Here is a 17,639-nt window from a genome sequence, read left to right on the forward strand (position 1 = left end):
AGAGCTTGGTAGTCACATCTTTTTTGATGATCCTATCAAGCTCGCTTTTTTATTTCATGTCACTAAGAATTTTCTGAATCAATTCTTGTTGAAACTCTTTGGTATATTGTTCGGTGAGTTTCGCTTGTTCTTCTTGGGACATTGATGGATTCGCCATCATAGCAGCCATCATTTTTTTGCCAACTGTTTCAGTCCCTTCTTTTTTGATATCAGCGGCATGTTGTTCCATATATTCGCCTAATTTTTTGGCTTGATCAGCACTTAAAACTAGCCAGTCACTAGCAACGTTGAAGGTGTTTTCTTGTTTTGCAAATTGGTTATCGTTGTCAGCAAGGCCAAATAGTGTTTTGGCCCAAGACTCTTGATAGGACCATTTCGTCGTTTTTTGGACTAATGTGGCTTTTTGAGCATCTTTTTGAACCGTGTTTGTGACGTTTTCCGCTCCTGTTTTTTGTAGTTTCTTTTTATCTGGTGTGTTATATAAATAAACTTTTTCGGAACCATCGCCCAACGGCTGGTACAATAACATGTTGGGGCCATCTTTGCTTGAACTACTGCTTTTTAGTTCAAACGTTTTGTCCTGAGTAACTTCGGTCATACCAAAATGATCTTTATCGTTTAAAACGATAAGACTTAACGAAGCTAAGAACCCTAAACCAAAAATAACCATACAGAATTTATGCCAGACTTTTCGGCCAAATACATTCGTATAGGCAAAGCCTAACACGCAAAGGATTAAAAGGAAAATAATCATTATTTCATTGCACCTACTTCCTTAACAGGCATCGCTTCTTTTTTATTTAAGAAGAAAGTAATCGCCAAGCCGAGAACGCCAAAGATTGTTGCCACGAAGAAGGCTGCGTGATAACCGTTTAGTGTTGCGTTTGTTGCTTGATCGCGATAAGCGAGTGGGGCTGTTTTTAATAAGTCCGATGCAGGTAAGCCGTCTTTGGTAACATTTGTTAAAACACTAATCAAAACAGCTGTTCCAATTGAGCTGGCTACTTGTCGGAAGGTGTTGTTTACAGCAGTTCCGTGACTTAATAAATTCATTGGTAAAGCATTCATGCCAGAAGTTGTCACAGGCATCATGACCATCGAAATACCAAACATCCGAATCGCATATAGGACAATGATATAAATAATAGGTGTTGCTTTTGTTAAGAAAGCAAACGGTAACGTTGCAGCTGTTAAAATAAACATCCCAGTAATCGCAAGACGACGGGCACCAATTTTATCAAAAATGCGACCAGTTACTGGCATCATAAGTCCCATGACTAACGCTCCTGGTAAAAGCATTAACCCTGAATGGAAGGCAGATTCGCCACGAATATTTTGGATATACAAAGGTAAAACCATTTCGGCGCCAATCATTGCCATGTTGGTTACGCCAGATAAAATGGCCGCAACAGTAAAGACTTTTGATTTAAAAACGCGTAGTTCTAAGAAAGGTTGTTCTAAATGCAATTGTCGATATGTAAAAAGACATAAAACAATCGCACCAACAATTAAGAATCCATAGACTTGCGGGCTACCCCAACCTTTATCACCAACGCTTGAGAAACCGTAAAGTAAGCTACCAAAGCCGAGAGTAGAAAGAATGACCGATAAGACATCGATACTTGGATTAGATAATTGAATGACATTTTTCATTAAAAATGAAGCTAAAATTAGGACTAAAACGACAATTGGAATGACCATCCCAAAAAGGTCACGCCATGTATAAGAATCAATAATCCAACCAGATAATGTTGGACCTAAAGCGGGTGCTAATCCGATAACAATTCCCGTTGTGCCCATGGCAGCGCCACGTTTTTCAGGCGGGAAAATTGAAAGCATAATTGTTTGTAAAAGAGGCATAGATACACCGACCCCTGCGGCTTGAACAAGACGTCCAGTCAATAACATGCCGAAGTCTTGCGCTACAAAACAGATGATGGTTCCGATTAAGAACGTTGACATCGCTGTTATGTATAATTTTTTTGAACTGAATTTGTTAATCAACCAAGCACTGATGGGAATCATAATGCCGTTCACAAGTAGGAATCCAGTGGTTAGCCACTGTACACTTGAAGCTGAGATATCAAATTCTTTCATTAATGTAGGTAAGGCCGTCGTTAAAAGCGTTTGGTTTAAAATCGTACAAAATGTTCCGATTAGTAAAACACCGACTAGTAACGACCGGTTATAAGGTTTTCCGTGAATATCCACAGGTTGTTGTGAAGTCACATATATCGCTCCTTTTTCTGTAAGTTTCAAATTAAATTGCATTAACTACTTTACAACTAATTAGAATCTTTGTCAACTTACTTGACAAAGGTGTAAAAAAAACTACAATTAAGGAAAGGATAAGGGAAAGGAAGTTAAACTAATGTGGTCAAAAATGATTCAGCGTTTGTTAAATGAAGAAAATTTGTTGATAGGAATTAGTGAACTAAGTGAAATTGCTGAAGTTTCGCCACGTCAACTTCGTTATTGGGAAGAAAAAGGGTATATTTCTTCCATTGCGAAAGACGCAAACGGTCCACGGAAATATCGGTTACATACAGTCGTCAAAGTGCATTGGATCAAGCGTTTTTTAGATGAAGGATATACGTTACAAAGTGCGGTGGAAAAAGCAGAAGAGCAGCATCGTAATGTGGGGATGACGAAAAAAATCTTTAGTCAAATGTTTCATGGTATCTCAGAAGTTTGTCCCAATTACGTAGTGATTGATTTGGGCGATTTCGATGAAGAACAAAAATTATATGTCGTATTTAATGAAACCACAGAAGTCAGTGAGTATCTTTTAATTCCTAAGGATGCAGATGTTTCTGATGAGTTAAAGAAAAGAAAATAAGAATGAAATAGGACTGGGAGAAAGACCTGAAGTGAAAGTAAAACGTTACTGAATGAATCTTCGAGTTCTTTTTTTCTTGCAATTTCTTTATTTTTCTATATAATTTCTTATATGGAAAAGGAGGGTTTCGATGAAAGAAACAAAACCTTACGGAACAGTCTTGTTAAAAGCGGCTAAAATCATGGACTGTCTAAGTTTACAACCCGATCAAACCTTACAGGAAATTGCAAAGAATACCGAAATGACGGCATCAACGGCAATCAAAATTTTAGAAACCTTAACATTAATTGGCTATGTTCAAAAAGACACGAACAAGACGTACCGCTTAGGAACAAAATTGATTCGCTATGCGAATCAAAGTGTGGAGCAAATCGATTTAGCTGAAATTGCGGTACCTTATTTAGAAAACCTTCAAAATACGGTCGATGAAACCATTCATTTAGGGATTTTAAATAATAATGAAATTCTGTATATCAATAAATTAGAACCGAAAAATCAAACGATTCGCATGTCCTCGAAAGTGGGAATTACTCGACCTTTGTATAATTCGGCCATGGGTAAAGCCGTTTTAGCAGAATTTTCGGAAGAACAAGTGCAACAATATTTAGACACGCAGACATTAATTCCCTATACCGAAAATACGATTACCAATCCCTTGCGTTTGAAAAAAGAATTAAAACAAGTGCAACAAACGGGGGTTGCTTACGATGATGAAGAAATTGAACAAGATATTTTCTGTAGCGGAGTATCTTTAATGAAAGATGGCGAAATTGCGGGTGCTTTTAGTGTAAGCATGCCGAAATATCGTTTGACAGAGGAAAATAAAACGACGATTAATCAAGCCCTTTTGGCAACAAAAGCAGCGATTGAAGCGAAATTATAGTAGAAAAAGAAAGACAAACAAAAGTCGATTGGGATTTTTGTTTGTCTTTCTTTTTTTATTTTTGTAAAAACGTTTGCATTTTCTTTTTTTATCTGTATAATGAAGTTGTGAATTTCTTTATAATAAATATATATTTCTAAATAAGAAATGAGGGAGTCTGTTGAAGCGAGTATCAATTTTACAAAAATTAGAAAATGCTGGCGTGATTGCTGTGGTTCGCGGAAAGACAAAAGAGGAAGCGCTAAAAGCTAGTCAAGCCATTGTAGCAGGCGGTATGCGGGGGATTGAGTTAACCTTTACTGTTCCTCAAGCAACAGAAGTGATTCAGGAATTAGTTGCGTTATACCAAGAGAATCCTGACGTAGTCATTGGTGCGGGGACAGTTTTGGATGCTACGACTGCTCGTTTAGCTATTGTAGCAGGGGCTGAATATATTGTGAGTCCAAGCTTCGATGAAGAAACCGCTAAAATTTGCAATTTATATCAAGTTCCTTACTTGCCAGGCTGTATGACCATCACAGAAATGAAAGAAGCACTGAAAAGCGGAGCAGATATTATTAAACTATTTCCAGGAAGTGTTTATGGACCGAGTGTTATTTCAGCATTTAAAGCGCCATTGCCTCAGTTAAATATTATGCCAACGGGTGGTGTCAGTTTGGAAAATATGGCCGAGTGGTTTGACGCAGGTGTGACGGCCGTCGGTGTTGGTGGCAATCTGTTAGCGCCAGCAGCAACTGGGGATTTTGAAAAAGTTCGTGAGGTTGCCCAAGCCTATATGGAAAAATTCCAAGCAATCAAAGGGGTGTAGGCACATGGGGAAAGTCGTAACATTGGGAGAAATCATGTTGCGTTTGTCAACGCCTGTCGGAATACGCGTAGCACAAACAGAAAATTTCGCTGTACATTACGGCGGTGGTGAAGCGAATGTAGCGATTTCGTTAGCGAACTATGGCCACCAAGTGACTTTTGCTAGTAAAGTGCCCGATAATTCATTAGGAGAAGCCGCCAAAAAGCATTTAAGTCGTTATGGGGTTTCAACGGAATTTGTACGAACTGGCGGAACACGTCTAGGAACGTATTACTTGGAAACTGGTACAGGAGAACGAGCAGCCAGTGTTGTCTATGATCGCGCCTATTCAAGCTTTGCTCAAATCGAAGAAATGGAATGGGACTTACATGAGCTGTTTTCAGGAGTAGAGATCTTTCATATTTCAGGGATTACAGCGGCGTTATCAAAAAATTGGCAAAGTATGACGGTTGCGTTAGTTAAAGCAGCGAAGCAAGCAGGGTGCCAAGTAAGTTTTGACATTAATTATCGAGGGAAACTTTGGTCCCAGAAAGAAGCGAGCGTGGCATTGAAGGCCATTCTTCCATTTGTTGATATTTGTTCAGCTGGGGTATTAGATGCTCGTTATTTACTGGAGATTCCAGAACCAGAGGAAGAACTTGAAGACGCATTAACGTGGTACTACCGAAAAATGCAAGAACGTTATCCCAACATTCAAGTATTTTATTCAACCAAACGTCAAGTTCATTCAGCGACAGATAATGAATTAATCGGAACGCTATGGTACAAAGGTGCGTATTATACGTCCAAATGTCATCGATTACAACCGATTGTTGACCGTGTCGGTGCCGGTGATGCGTTTGCTGGTGGGGTTTTACATGGCATATTAGCTGCCTATGATCCACAAACCTGCATTGATTTTGCGACAGCGGCTAGTGCGTTAAAACATACTGTCCATGGTGATTGTAATCAATTTAGTCAAAAAGAAGTCCTTGCTTTTTTGGCAACGGGCTCAGGAAAAATAAATAGATAGGAGATTTTAGTTATGCAAAATATGGAAACACGTTATACACATAGTCCGGCGGATATCCGTCACTATTCAACAGAACAATTGAGAGATGAATTTTTAGTAGAGAAAGTTTTTATTCCAGGTGCAATCAGCTTAACCTACACACATAATGATCGGATGATTTTTGGTGGTGTGACACCGACCACAGAAGAATTAGAAATTATTTTGGACAAAGAATTAGGGGTTGACTATTTCTTAGAACGCCGTGAACTAGGGGTTATTAATATTGGGGGACCAGGCTTTATTGAAATTGATGGCGCCAAAGAAACAATGAAAAAACAAGATGGCTATTATATTGGGAAAGAAACAAAACATGTTCGTTTTTCTTCAGAAAACCCTGATAATCCAGCGAAATTTTACATTAGTTGTGTCCCAGCACATCATAAATATCCCAACGTAAAAATTAGTATTGATGAAATTACCCCAATGGAAACGGGTGATCCATTAACATTGAACCAACGTAAAATTTACCAATACATTCATCCGAACGTTTGTGAAAGTTGCCAGTTACAAATGGGCTACACCATTTTAGAACCAGGTAGCGCTTGGAATACAATGCCTTGTCATACACATGAACGTCGTATGGAAGCGTATGTTTATTTTGATATGGAAGAAGATACGCGGATTTTCCACATGATGGGTAAACCAGACGAAACGAAACATTTAGTAATGAGTAATGAACAAGCAGCTATTTCACCAAGCTGGTCAATTCATTCTGGGGTTGGTACAAGTAATTATTCCTTTATTTGGGCCATGTGCGGAGAAAATATTACGTACACAGACATGGATATGGTTGCAATGGATCAATTAAAATAAACCAAAGAAAGAGGAGAAAACATGGAATTTAAAATGAATGATTTTCAATTAGATGGAAAAGTAGCGTTAATTACAGGTGCTGTTTATGGGATTGGCTTTGAGATTGCGAAATCCCTAGCTGAAGCAGGAGCAACAATTGTTTTTAATAACTTATCTCCTGAATCAGTTGAACAAGGCTTGGAAAATTATCGGGCCGCAGGGATTGAAGCACGTGGTTATGTGTGTGATGTCACTGATGAAGAGCAAGTTCAAGCGATGGTTGCTCAGATTAAAGAAGAAGTCGGATCTATTGATATTTTAGTCAATAATGCGGGAATTATTAAACGAATTCCAATGGTGGATATGTCAGCAGAAGAGTTCCGTCAAGTGATTGATGTTGACTTGAATGCGCCATTTATTATGGCAAAAGCGGTTATTCCAGATATGATTGAAAAGGGTCATGGCAAAATTATCAATATCTGTTCAATGATGAGTGAACTAGGTCGTGAAACAGTTAGTGCGTACGCGGCAGCAAAAGGCGGACTAAAAATGTTAACGAAAAATATTGCTTCTGAATATGGACAATATAATATTCAATGTAATGGGATTGGACCTGGCTACATTGAAACGCCACAGACGGCGCCATTAAGAGAACCAGGGCATCCATTTAACGAATTCATCTTGGGACGAACACCTGCTAATCGTTGGGGCACACCAGCAGACTTAGCTGGCCCAGCAGTTTTCTTAGCATCTAACGCTTCTGACTTTGTTAACGGACATATCTTATATGTCGATGGTGGAATTTTAGCTTATATTGGAAAACAACCATAAATAAGTAACAAAAAGCGGACATACCTAAAAAGGATGTCCGTTTTTTGTTATTTACTCATTGATTGAATTGGTAAAAACCGTATCTAATTTTTAAAAAAAGTCAATTTTTGACAGTAATTCGTCAAGATTAACTATATAATTTGCTAACATTCCTTGCTAAACTAAAATTACAAAAAAATGAAAGCGTTTCATTTGCGCTGGTGGGATGGAAAAGGAGTTTTGATTGCCGATGATTATTAAACAGGAACAATTCATACCAAAAGATACAGTAGAAACAACGATTGACTTATTAATTAGAAATTTAACAACGATTAAAGATAACACAGGTGAATTTCTGTTAGATTTTGATGGTTTAAAAGTTGATGACAAAAGTTGGACGATTTGGAACTGGCCGCAAGGCGTTGGGTTGTATGGTATATATAAGAATTATCGAAATACTAAAAGTGAAAAAGCTTTACAAGTAGTTAACGACTGGTTTGAAGGTCGGATGCAAGAAGGCGCGCCGCCTAAGAATGTGAATACGATGGCTCCGCTTTTAACAATGGCTTATCTATATGAAGACACTAAAGACTCTAAATATATACCTTACTTAGAGCAATGGGCGGAATGGGTGATGGAAGAAATGCCCCGAACGAATGAAGGGGGCTTGCAACATGCGACATATGGACCAGAAAATAAAAATCAATTATGGGATGATACGTTAATGATGACTGTCTTACCTTTGGCAAAAATTGGTAAGTTGTTGAATCGACTCGATTATTTGGAAGAAGCAAAGCATCAATTTTTAATCCATATTAAATATTTACAAGATAAAAAAAGTGGTCTATGGTATCACGGTTGGACTTTTGAGGGAAATCATAACTATGCGGAAGCACTGTGGGCAAGAGGGAACTGCTGGATTACGATTGCTATTCCAGAAATTATTGAAATCTTAGAGTTGCCAAAAGGAGATAGTTTACGGGAATTTTTATTAAGTACCCTCAATGCGCAAGTGGCAGCTTTAGCGAAATACCAAGATGAATCTGGTTTATGGCATACATTAATTAATGATTCAAATTCGTATTTAGAATCTTCTGCTACAGCGGGATTCGCTTATGGGATTTTAAAAGCGGTTCATAAAAAATATATTTCTTCTGAATATGAAGAAGTGGCAAACAAAGCAATTGCTGGCTTACTAAATGAGATTGATGAAACGGGAGAAGTACAACATGTGTCAGTTGGTACAGGAATGGGTGATAATTTAGATTTTTATCGCACAATTGGAATGACAGCGATGCCTTATGGTCAATCATTAACAATCCTATGTTTGACTGAATTGCTTGTTTCTTATTGCTAGAAAAGTAAGGAGAAAAGTTCATGAAAAAAAGAAAGGTTTTATTTACAGCAGTTATGGTATTGGCAGGATTACAGTTGCTAAGTGGTTGCGGCAAAACAGAAGCTTCGGCAAGTGATACAGTAGTCTTGCGCTATGCGTATGCTAGTAATAGCCAACCAGTTATCGATTCTATGAAGAAATTCGGTGAATTGGTAGAGGAAAAAACAGATGGTAAAGTTCAAATTGAATACTTTCCAGATGGTCAATTAGGGGGAGAAACAGAACTAATTGAATTAACACAAACAGGTGCAATTGATTTTGCAAAGGTCAGTGGATCAGCATTAGAAAGTTTTTCTAAAGATTATTCTGTATTTGCCATTCCGTATATTTTTGATAATGAAAAACATTTTTTTAAAGTAATGGATAATCAAGCGCTAATGCAACCAGTGTATGATTCTACAAAAAAATTAGGATTTGTTGGTTTAACTTATTATGACTCTGGTCAACGAAGTTTTTATATGAGCAAAGGGCCTGTTACATCTCCAGATGATTTGAAAGGTAAAAAAATTCGGGTCATGCAAAGTGAAACCGCCATCAAAATGGTAGAACTTTTAGGGGGTTCGCCAGTACCTATGGGTAGTTCGGAAGTATATACTTCTCTACAATCTAATCTAATCAACGGTGCAGAGAATAATGAGTTCGTTTTATATACAGCTGGCCATGGCGGTGTGGCTAAGTATTATTCTTATGATGAGCATACTCGAGTGCCAGATATTGTGATTATGAACGAGGGGACAAAAGAACGTTTGACAGCGAAACAAGAACAAGCGATTGAAGAAGCAGCAAAAGAATCGACCGCTTTTGAAAAAACGGTCTTTAAAGAAGCGGTTGAAGAAGAAAAGAAAAAAGCACAAGCAGAATATGGTGTTGTGTTCAATCAAGTAGACAGTGAACCATTCCAAAAACTTGTTCAACCGTTGCATGAATCATTCAAAAATAGCTCAGAACATGGCGAACTGTATCAGGCTATTCGCCAGTTGGCGGACTAATTAAGGAGGTAATTATGAAAGGTTTTAGAAAATTTTTAAATCGACTTTTAGAAATACTTGGATCAATCATTCTTGCTGCAATGGTTTTGGTCGTTTTGTACCAAGTGTTTGCCCGGACAGTGTTAAAAAATCCTAGTACCTTAACAGAAGAATTTGTTCGCTTTGCATTGGTCTGGCTGGCGATGTTAGCTTCTGCTTATGTGGTTGGAAAAAAGGGACATTTAGCAGTAACTTTGTTAAGTGAAAAATTACAAGGGAAACAAAAACGTTTTTTAGAATTTATTGTTCAATTGTTGTTCCTACTTTTTGCAGGAGTGATTATGATATTTGGCGGTTGGAATGGTGTAGTAATTACGTTAGGACAAATTTCACCATCTTTGGCAATTCCTATGGGTTATGTCTATTTAGCCGTTCCAGTAGCAGGTGTTTTGATGTTTATTTATAGTTTGATGAATTTGCTAGAGTTATTCACGCAATCAAAAGATTCTTAATGCGTTTATAGAAGAAAAAGAATAGGAGTAAAAATATGGCTTTAGAAGCAGGCATTATCTTATTTGTAGTTTTTGCAGTCTTATTGGTAGTTGGTATGCCAATTGGTATGAGCATTGCGGCATCTTCAATTGCAACATTGTTATTAGTAATTCCTTTTGAAGCAGCTGCATTTACCTCAGCTCAAAAAATGGTCTCTAGTTTAAATAGTTTCTCTCTCGTAGCAATTCCGTTTTTTATTTTTTCTGGTGTGATTATGAATAATGGGGGAATTGCCCAAAAGTTGGTAAATTTTTCTATGTTATTTGTTGGTCGTGTTCCCGGCGCGCTAGCACATACTAATGTGTTAGGGAATGCATTATTTGGTTCGATTTCTAGCTCTGCAATTGCAGCATCGACTGCTATTGGTGGCGTACTAATTCCGCAACAAGTAAATGAGGGCTATGATCGGAAATTTGCAACGGCTGTAAATATTGCCTCTGCTCCTACAGGAATGGTTATTCCACCAAGTACAGCGTTTATTATGTATTCATTGGTGGCTGGTGGGGCCTCTATTTCTTCTTTATTTTTAGGAGGTTATTTGGTAGGTTCTTTGTGGGCGTTAGGAATTATGGTGGTAGCTTATGTTATTGCAAAACGTCATAATTATCCTACTGTGGCAAAAGCAAAAAAAGGAGAAGTCAGCAAGGTTCTGCGAGAAGCGGTTCCCAGTGTATTGTTAATTGTCATTATTATTGGTGGTATTTTGACGGGGTTATTTACAGCGATTGAAGCATCAGCAATTGCTGTTGCATACTCATTATTGATTTCAATGTTTTACTACAAAACAGTGAAAATAAACGATTTACCTAAAATGTTAAAAGAGGCTGTCTTGATGAGTGGAACCATTATGTTCTTGTTGGCAACTTCTTCAATGATGTCTTTTGCGATGGCTTTTACAGGGATACCAGAAGCAATCAGTACAGCTATTTTAGGAATCACAGACAATAAATACTTAATTCTACTATTAGTAAACGTTGTCCTATTGTTTGTGGGAATGTTTATGGATGTTGGTCCAGCTATTTTGATTTTTACGCCAATCTTTTTACCAATTGTTATGAATGTTGGGGTGGATCCAGTTCATTTTGGTTTATTTGCGATTATGAACTTGTGTGTTGGTTCAATTACACCACCTGTTGGAACGGGATTATATGTTGGTGCTAGTGTTGGGGGTGTTAAAGCTGAGCAAATGCTGAAACCACTAGTTCCATTTTATCTGGTAATCTTAGCAATCTTACTTTTAATCACATATGTACCTGAACTTGTCATGTGGTTACCAAATCTAATTTCTTAATTCAATACAAATTGTCTAACAACCCCAATTGAGCGAAATATAAGTTGTTCAATCAACTAGATTTGGTAATTTACTATAAAATATTGAGTTTAGGAGGCATAGAAATAAAAAATCTCTCTATGACATTATGTGTCATAGAGAGATTTTTTAGAAGCCACTTTTACGGTATTGACTAGGAGTTAATCCAGTTCGCTTTTTAAATAATCGACTAAAGTAGGCATAGTTTTCTAAACCAACATCTACAGCAATTTCTTTCACTGTTTGATTAGAATAGCGTAGTAAATCTTTTGAATAAGAAATTTTTTTACTAATTTGATATTTAATTGGCGGTAATCCAATGTATTTGGAGAACTCTTTGTTCAATTGATATTTATTTAAATGAAAGAGTTGAGCCAAGTCTTCTAAAGAAATTGTTTCTTTGAAATGTTGATCAATGTAAGCTTTCATTTCCAAAACCAATGATGGAATCGTTTCGTAGGTAAAGTCTTGACGATACTTTTGCAACAATAATTCGTTCAGTAATTGATGAATTAAAACGGAAGATTGGTAATCAGTTTGCGCATGTTGTAAATCTTGTAATTGTAATAGCTGCTGAATGATTAAATGAATAGGATTATCTTCTGGAAGCTGATTAGTGGAGAAAACTGGTGAACCATTTTTCATAAATTCTTGGAAAAAAGCACCAGAATTTCCTCCTTCAAAATGAATCCAGTCCATTTCCCAAGGCTCTTCGCTGGTTGCTTGATAGTATTGATAATCCCGACAGTCAATAAAGAATAAATCACCTCTCTGTAAGCTGTATGTATGATAACGATAGCGTAATTCCCCAGTACCATTTAGCGTGAATTTAATTAAGTATGATGGTAAATGTGCCCGCTCCGTATAATAAGGGCGCGAGGCTTTAAACTGTCCAATTTCCTGTATGTAATAAAAAAGTGTGCGACTTTTGCTGCTAGGTGTCAAAATATGTCGCTTAGAATCGTCTGACCAAGAGTAGTCGGCTTTTTCCCAATAATCCATAAGAACCTCCTAATTACCAAGATAGTACAATTATATCTCAAAATTGTGAGAGGTGAAAGCGCTATTTTTTGTTTATGATGAATACATAAAGTTAGTCTAACGTACAAAAAATAAAAATAGTGAAAGGATTGACAACTATCAACAAAGTGAAAAAAGAACAAGTTGAGAAACGAACCTATTTAGCGGTTGATATTGGCGCTTCTAGCGGTCGCATAATGAAAAGTCAACGCTTAGCGAATGGTCAGATAACAATAGAAGAAATTCATCGTTTTAAAAATGGTTTTCATCAAAAAGATGGGTATCAGCGTTGGGATATGGCTAGTTTAGTTCATGAGTTACTGCTTGGTCTGCAAAAAGTTAAACAATTAGGTATCAAGGAATGTTTTATTGGAATTGATACTTGGGGTGTTGACTATTGTCTGCTGGATCAATCTGGACAACTTTTGGACGAACCGATTGCTTATCGAGATGGACGGACAGAAGCAGCTGTAACAAATTTTTCAAAAGGCTATTCATTAGAAAAATTGTACCAACAAACGGGGATTCAAGTTCAACCTTTTAATACCATTTTTCAGTTATTTGTAGAGGAAAAGGAACGTTTGGCTGCAGCCAGTCAATTGTTGTTAATCCCTGATTACTTAGGTTATGTCTTTACTGGAAAAGCAGTCATCGAAGCAACCAACGCTTCCACCACGCAACTGTTGAATGCTGGAACGAAACAATGGGAAAGTGAATTACTGGATTTCCTAGGAATTGATGAAACACTATTTCCAACATTAGTAGAGCCGGGCACGATTTTAGGCGACCTGCAAACAGCGGCTTTTCCAGACTATGATTTACCAAATGCAACGTTGATTACGATAGCTAGTCATGATACAGCTTCAGCAATTTTAGGTACGCCAGGCATTGGCGATGACTGGGCGTACATTAGCAGTGGTACTTGGTCTTTATTAGGCATTGAAACGACTGTTACAACAATTTCTGCTGAAGCTTTCCAAGAAAATTACACGAATGAATGGGGCGCCCAGAACACAATTCGTTTCTTAAAAAATATTATGGGTATGTGGCTAATTCAAGAAGTGGCACGGTACCAAAACTACCAATATAGCTATGCTGAATTGGCCGCCTTAGCTGAAAAAGAACCAGCATTTCAACAATTTATTGATGTAAATGATCCTCGTTTTTTAAATCCGGGAAATATGATTACTGAATTACAAGCCTATTGCCGTGAAACACAACAAACAGTTCCTGAAAGCCCTGGTGAACTCGCTCGTTGTATTTATGATAATTTAGCATTGTGTTACAGCGTAGAACTAGAAAAATTAGCTCAATTAACAGGAATCGAACGGAAAATTACAACTTTACATGTTGTCGGTGGTGGTTCCAATAATCGTTTATTGAACCAGCTAACTGCTGATGTTGCTAATGTTACAGTGAAAGCGGGACCTGGGGAAGCAACTGCTTTAGGTAATCTTTTGATGCAGATGATTGCAACAGGTGAACTTAAAGATATTCCAGCAGCTCGTACTTGTATCCAAACATCTTTTCCCACGGAAATCTATCAAGCAAATCCAATTGATTCAACAATAAAAAATCGCTATCAAGCATTTATGAAAAGGAGCTCATTATGACAACCATTACACAAAAATATGAAGAAGCGAAAGAAAAATATGCCAGTATTGACGTAGATACCGAAGCTGTATTGGAAAAAATGGCTGATGTCAAAATTTCAATGCATGTGTGGCAAGGAGATGATGTGAGAGGATTCTTAAGTGAGGATGAACTTTCTGGCGGTATTTCAGTTACAGGGAATTATCCAGGCGTTGCTCGAAGTCCCCAGCAACTACGTCAAGATTTAGAAAAAGCGTTTTCTTTAATTCCAGGAAAACACAAATTGAATTTGCATGCTATTTATTTAGACACAGAGGAAAGGGTGGATTTAAACGAACTGGAACCAAAGCATTTTGAACCATGGGTGACTTGGGCAAAAGAAAATGGCTTAGGATTGGACTTTAATCCAACCTTTTTCTCGCATCCAATGTACCGCGATGGCTTTACTTTAGCTCATCCGAATCCGCAAGTTCGAGACTTTTGGATTGAGCATGGGAAACGTTCACGAAGAATTGCTGAATATTTTGGAAGAGAATTAGGACAAGTAGCTGTCAATAACTTTTGGGTGCCAGATGGCTTTAAAGATAACCCAGTTGATCGTTTAACGCCGAGAAAGCGGCTAATGGCTTCGCTAGATGAAATTTTTTCAGAGGAAATTGATCCAGCTTATACAGTCGATGCAGTGGAAAGCAAGCTCTTTGGGATTGGGTCAGAAGCCTATACAGTTGGGTCTCATGAATTTTATATGGGCTACGGTTTAACGCGGAATAAATTAATTTGTTTAGATGCTGGTCATTTTCATCCAACAGAAGTGATTTCTAATAAGTTATCTTCATTATCCTTATTTGGCGAAGGAATGCTATTACATGTCAGTCGTCCAGTTCGCTGGGATAGTGACCACGTTGTCATTATGGATGATGAATTGCAAGAAATTGCCAAGGAGTTAGTTCGCAATGATTTATTAGGAAAAACACACGTGGGCTTAGATTTCTTTGATGCCACAATCAATCGTGTTGCCGCTTGGGTGATTGGCACCCGCAATACACAAAAAGCGTTAATGAAAGCGATGCTTGAGCCAACAAACGTCTTAAAAGAAACTGAATTGATGGGAGATTTTACCACACGTTTAGCCTTAACGGAAGAGTTAAAAGACTTTCCATTTGCCGATATCTGGAACTACTACTGTCAAGAAAATCACGTACCTATCGGCTTAGATTGGTTAACGGATGTTCAAGAATACGAAAAAGTGATTTTACCAACTCGTCAATTGCCAACAGGTAAAGATAGTTGTCGTTTTTCATAAAATTAACAAACGAGAGGAACTTCTAAAATGAAAAAAATGAACGTGTTACAAGCACCATTTGTGGAAGAAATGGTCAAAACGACCAAAAATTTATATCGTTTAGGTTGGGATGAACGAAATGGCGGAAATATTTCGTATTTATTAAAAGAGGAGGAGATTTTACCTTTTCTAAATCCAACACAAGTGCTCCGAAAGATTCCAATGAAATTTGATGCAACGAAATTAGCAGGAAAATATTTTATCGTGACAGGCTCAGGAAAATATTTTAAAAATGTCTGTGATGCACCAAGCGAAAACTTAGGGATTTTACGAGTTAGTGAAAATGGTCAAGAATTAGAACTATTGTGGGGCTTAGAAGATGAAGCTGTGCCAACGAGTGAATTACCTAGTCATTTTATGAGCCATATTGCTCGTTTAGCTGTTGATCCAGAAAATCGCATTGTCATGCATAATCATGCGAGTCATTTATTAGCAATGAGTTTTACTCACGAATTAGATGAAAAAGTCTTTACTAGAACATTATGGCAAATGTGTACCGAATGTTTAGTAGTATTTCCAGACGGTGTTGGTATTATTCCGTGGTTGGTTCCTGGAACGAATGAAATTGGTGTAGCAACGGCTGAAAAAATGAAAGAATCTCGTTTAGTTTTATGGCCGCAACATGGTATTTATGGTACTGGCCGTGATATGGATGAAGTATTTGGTTTAATTGAAACTGCCGAAAAAGCCGCTGAAGTGTACACTTATGTTTGTGCGCAAGGAGGCGTTCGCCAAACAATTTCAGATGCAGATTTATGGCGCTTAGCAGAAGCGTTTGGTGTGACACCGAAAGTTGGCTATTTGGAAGAGAAAGTATCAAAACGGAGAAAGCTATGATAAAAAAAGCCTTTTGTATGCAAGTATATCCTGATCAACATGCCGAATATCAACGACGTCATGAGAAGTTATGGCCAGAAATGCGTCAAATGCTGAAAGAACATGGGGCAATTAAGTATCAAATTTTTTTAAATACTGAAACCAGTACACTTTTTGGTTATTTAGAAATAGAAGATGAAGCTCGCTGGGAGCAAATAGCACTGACACCAATCAATCAAAAATGGTGGAACTATATGGAAGATATTATGGAAACAAATCCTGATTGCTCGCCGGTGACGGCTGAATTAAAAAAAGTTTTTGAACTATAATTTAAAATAGAACAGTTTGTTATAGTGAATCGTATGGTTGTGCACAAAACAACTTACTTGAGTGGAGTTGATTTTAAGAAATTGTTCTGGAACTTACAAAGAAAGCCTTTGTGGTAACAGCTGTTCCAGAAAGTAATAAATTGTACCAACATTAGCTGTAACTGTTTATTCAAAAAATAGTTAACTTCTAAAAAAAGAGGTGAATCTTGTTGAAGAGTGTAAAAGAAATCCGGAAATCACAAGTAAATAGTATGATTTCAGATCAATATGAGATCTTTCATGTAAAAGATATGGTTAGTCCAGAAAAAACCATCTATCATTACCACGATTTTTATGAAGTCCATTGTACGTTAAAAGGGGTAGCAACGTTCTTTTTAGATGGACATCAATTTGATGTTGAAGCAGGGACCGTTTTACTCATTCATTATCATGATTTACATCGAATTATTAAGCAGAGTACTGATGATTTCGAACGAATGTATATTTTTTTAACACCTGATTTTTTACAACAACGGTCTAGTAAACGGACAAACTTGTCTGCTTGTTTTCAACATTTTGGTCAGCGTCGTAGTAAAGTTATCAAAGTGGATGTAGCAAAATTAGCAAACTACTTGACCCCGTTAGATCATTCTCCTTTGCCAGAAGAATATGGTGCGGATGTTCGTTATGAACAACAACTGTTAGACTTTTTAATTTACTTAAATCAATTAGTTCTGAAAGAAGAGAATGAGAGCCAACCAAAACAAATGATTGAAAATGAACGAATTGAAGCAATGATTACCTACATTTCTCAAAATTTGGATCAACCATTAACCTTAGAACAGATGGAAAAAAATTTTTTTGTGACTAAGTATTATGTAACGCGGGAATTTAAGAAACATACAGGATTTACTTTCCATCAATTTGTGCTGAAAAAGAAACTACTTTACGCTAAACAGTTATTAAAAGAATATCGCAGTGCTAGTGATGTTTACCTGAAATGTGGATTTAAATCATATCCACACTTTTTGAAGTCCTTTAAAAAAGAGTTTAATATGACACCAAAAGAATTTTTGGTGCAACATAAGAATAATCAGATCATTCATTTTGATCATTACGAAGAATCTATAAAGAAAGTGAGGCTTGAATAAA

The 17,639-nt window shown here is 37.2% G+C and carries 18 protein-coding genes; 15 read left to right on the forward strand and 3 right to left on the reverse strand.

Annotated elements, in window-relative coordinates:
• Positions 1–49: 49 nt before the first annotated feature.
• Both IGL37_RS01590 and IGL37_RS01595 read right to left on the reverse strand, forming a co-directional pair.
• On the reverse strand, positions 50–754 hold the full coding sequence (locus tag IGL37_RS01590) for a DUF4811 domain-containing protein (RefSeq protein WP_002413488.1): 705 nt from the start codon (positions 752–754) through the stop codon (positions 50–52).
• A complete protein-coding gene (locus IGL37_RS01595; RefSeq protein ID WP_002389910.1) occupies positions 754–2,271 on the reverse strand; it encodes an MDR family MFS transporter in 1,518 nt (505 codons plus the stop codon). Before IGL37_RS01595 ends, IGL37_RS01590 begins: the two co-directional genes overlap by 1 nt.
• A gap of 100 nt (positions 2,272–2,371) precedes the next feature.
• Between IGL37_RS01595 and IGL37_RS01600 the strand changes: the two genes are divergently transcribed.
• The 10 genes from IGL37_RS01600 to IGL37_RS01645 all read left to right on the forward strand — a co-directional run bounded on the left by IGL37_RS01600 (position 2,372) and on the right by IGL37_RS01645 (position 11,390).
• Positions 2,372–2,839: a MerR family transcriptional regulator gene (locus tag IGL37_RS01600; protein WP_010709203.1), complete on the forward strand. Its 468-nt coding sequence runs from the start codon at positions 2,372–2,374 to the stop codon at positions 2,837–2,839.
• 130 nt (positions 2,840–2,969) lie between these two features.
• Complete coding sequence (locus tag IGL37_RS01605; protein ID WP_002355294.1) at positions 2,970–3,722, forward strand: IclR family transcriptional regulator; 753 nt, start codon at positions 2,970–2,972, stop codon at positions 3,720–3,722.
• 160 nt (positions 3,723–3,882) lie between these two features.
• A complete protein-coding gene (locus tag IGL37_RS01610; protein ID WP_002364953.1) occupies positions 3,883–4,530 on the forward strand; it encodes a bifunctional 4-hydroxy-2-oxoglutarate aldolase/2-dehydro-3-deoxy-phosphogluconate aldolase in 648 nt (215 codons plus the stop codon).
• Positions 4,531–4,534: 4 nt separating this feature from the next.
• Positions 4,535–5,542: a sugar kinase gene (locus IGL37_RS01615; protein WP_002385349.1), complete on the forward strand. Its 1,008-nt coding sequence runs from the start codon at positions 4,535–4,537 to the stop codon at positions 5,540–5,542.
• A gap of 12 nt (positions 5,543–5,554) precedes the next feature.
• Positions 5,555–6,394 (forward strand): 5-dehydro-4-deoxy-D-glucuronate isomerase, encoded by an 840-nt coding sequence (gene kduI, locus IGL37_RS01620; protein ID WP_002355301.1) that lies wholly within the window; start codon positions 5,555–5,557, stop codon positions 6,392–6,394.
• A gap of 21 nt (positions 6,395–6,415) precedes the next feature.
• Positions 6,416–7,204: a gluconate 5-dehydrogenase gene (locus IGL37_RS01625; protein WP_002362994.1), complete on the forward strand. Its 789-nt coding sequence runs from the start codon at positions 6,416–6,418 to the stop codon at positions 7,202–7,204.
• A 229-nt stretch (positions 7,205–7,433) separates the two neighbouring features.
• Positions 7,434–8,540: a glycoside hydrolase family 88/105 protein gene (locus IGL37_RS01630; protein ID WP_002385348.1), complete on the forward strand. Its 1,107-nt coding sequence runs from the start codon at positions 7,434–7,436 to the stop codon at positions 8,538–8,540.
• Between the two features lie 20 nt (positions 8,541–8,560).
• A complete protein-coding gene (locus tag IGL37_RS01635) occupies positions 8,561–9,568 on the forward strand; it encodes a TRAP transporter substrate-binding protein (protein ID WP_002355304.1) in 1,008 nt (335 codons plus the stop codon).
• Between the two features lie 14 nt (positions 9,569–9,582).
• Positions 9,583–10,059 (forward strand): TRAP transporter small permease, encoded by a 477-nt coding sequence (locus tag IGL37_RS01640; protein ID WP_002355305.1) that lies wholly within the window; start codon positions 9,583–9,585, stop codon positions 10,057–10,059.
• Between the two features lie 35 nt (positions 10,060–10,094).
• Complete coding sequence (locus IGL37_RS01645; RefSeq protein ID WP_002355306.1) at positions 10,095–11,390, forward strand: TRAP transporter large permease; 1,296 nt, start codon at positions 10,095–10,097, stop codon at positions 11,388–11,390.
• Positions 11,391–11,537: 147 nt separating this feature from the next.
• On the opposite strand, the gene IGL37_RS01650 is transcribed toward IGL37_RS01645, so the two are convergent.
• Entirely contained in the window at positions 11,538–12,410 is an 873-nt protein-coding gene (locus IGL37_RS01650) for a helix-turn-helix domain-containing protein (RefSeq protein ID WP_002386087.1), read from the reverse strand.
• A gap of 119 nt (positions 12,411–12,529) precedes the next feature.
• Between IGL37_RS01650 and rhaB the strand changes: the two genes are divergently transcribed.
• From rhaB to IGL37_RS01675, 5 genes are all read left to right on the forward strand, one after another.
• Positions 12,530–14,041 (forward strand): rhamnulokinase, encoded by a 1,512-nt coding sequence (gene rhaB / locus IGL37_RS01655; protein ID WP_002381192.1) that lies wholly within the window; start codon positions 12,530–12,532, stop codon positions 14,039–14,041.
• Positions 14,038–15,324 carry an L-rhamnose isomerase gene (gene rhaA, locus IGL37_RS01660; protein WP_002358413.1) on the forward strand — a complete coding sequence of 429 codons (1,287 nt, stop codon included), beginning with the start codon at positions 14,038–14,040 and terminating at the stop codon, positions 15,322–15,324. Before rhaB ends, rhaA begins: the two co-directional genes overlap by 4 nt.
• A 27-nt stretch (positions 15,325–15,351) precedes the next feature.
• The gene (gene rhaD / locus IGL37_RS01665; RefSeq protein ID WP_002363003.1) at positions 15,352–16,200 is read left to right on the forward strand and encodes a rhamnulose-1-phosphate aldolase; all 849 of its coding nucleotides are present in this window, start codon (positions 15,352–15,354) and stop codon (positions 16,198–16,200) included.
• Positions 16,197–16,508 (forward strand): L-rhamnose mutarotase, encoded by a 312-nt coding sequence (gene rhaM, locus IGL37_RS01670; RefSeq protein ID WP_002407294.1) that lies wholly within the window; start codon positions 16,197–16,199, stop codon positions 16,506–16,508. The genes rhaD and rhaM overlap by 4 nt, the downstream gene beginning before the upstream one ends.
• Positions 16,509–16,759: 251 nt before the next feature.
• Entirely contained in the window at positions 16,760–17,638 is an 879-nt protein-coding gene (locus tag IGL37_RS01675) for an AraC family transcriptional regulator (protein ID WP_002358417.1), read from the forward strand.
• Position 17,639: the final 1 nt, after the last annotated feature.

It is taken from the genome of Enterococcus sp. AZ119 (assembly GCF_050546175.1).
GTDB classification, from domain to species: domain Bacteria; phylum Bacillota; class Bacilli; order Lactobacillales; family Enterococcaceae; genus Enterococcus; species Enterococcus faecalis.

What these genes read in the sequence shown, in the direction of transcription:
- IGL37_RS01590 (WP_002413488.1), bottom strand. Translation starts at nt 754, where the DNA reads ATGATTATTTTCCTTTTAATCCTTTGCGTGTTAGGCTTTGCCTATACG.
- IGL37_RS01595 (WP_002389910.1), bottom strand. Translation starts at nt 2,271, where the DNA reads ATGCAATTTAATTTGAAACTTACAGAAAAAGGAGCGATATATGTGACT.
- IGL37_RS01600 (WP_010709203.1), top strand. Translation starts at nt 2,372, where the DNA reads ATGTGGTCAAAAATGATTCAGCGTTTGTTAAATGAAGAAAATTTGTTG.
- IGL37_RS01605 (WP_002355294.1), top strand. Translation starts at nt 2,970, where the DNA reads ATGAAAGAAACAAAACCTTACGGAACAGTCTTGTTAAAAGCGGCTAAA.
- IGL37_RS01615 (WP_002385349.1), top strand. Translation starts at nt 4,535, where the DNA reads ATGGGGAAAGTCGTAACATTGGGAGAAATCATGTTGCGTTTGTCAACG.
- kduI (WP_002355301.1), top strand. Translation starts at nt 5,555, where the DNA reads ATGCAAAATATGGAAACACGTTATACACATAGTCCGGCGGATATCCGT.
- IGL37_RS01625 (WP_002362994.1), top strand. Translation starts at nt 6,416, where the DNA reads ATGGAATTTAAAATGAATGATTTTCAATTAGATGGAAAAGTAGCGTTA.
- IGL37_RS01630 (WP_002385348.1), top strand. Translation starts at nt 7,434, where the DNA reads ATGATTATTAAACAGGAACAATTCATACCAAAAGATACAGTAGAAACA.
- IGL37_RS01635 (WP_002355304.1), top strand. Translation starts at nt 8,561, where the DNA reads ATGAAAAAAAGAAAGGTTTTATTTACAGCAGTTATGGTATTGGCAGGA.
- IGL37_RS01640 (WP_002355305.1), top strand. Translation starts at nt 9,583, where the DNA reads ATGAAAGGTTTTAGAAAATTTTTAAATCGACTTTTAGAAATACTTGGA.
- IGL37_RS01645 (WP_002355306.1), top strand. Translation starts at nt 10,095, where the DNA reads ATGGCTTTAGAAGCAGGCATTATCTTATTTGTAGTTTTTGCAGTCTTA.
- IGL37_RS01650 (WP_002386087.1), bottom strand. Translation starts at nt 12,410, where the DNA reads ATGGATTATTGGGAAAAAGCCGACTACTCTTGGTCAGACGATTCTAAG.
- rhaA (WP_002358413.1), top strand. Translation starts at nt 14,038, where the DNA reads ATGACAACCATTACACAAAAATATGAAGAAGCGAAAGAAAAATATGCC.
- rhaD (WP_002363003.1), top strand. Translation starts at nt 15,352, where the DNA reads ATGAAAAAAATGAACGTGTTACAAGCACCATTTGTGGAAGAAATGGTC.
- rhaM (WP_002407294.1), top strand. Translation starts at nt 16,197, where the DNA reads ATGATAAAAAAAGCCTTTTGTATGCAAGTATATCCTGATCAACATGCC.
- IGL37_RS01675 (WP_002358417.1), top strand. Translation starts at nt 16,760, where the DNA reads ATGATTTCAGATCAATATGAGATCTTTCATGTAAAAGATATGGTTAGT.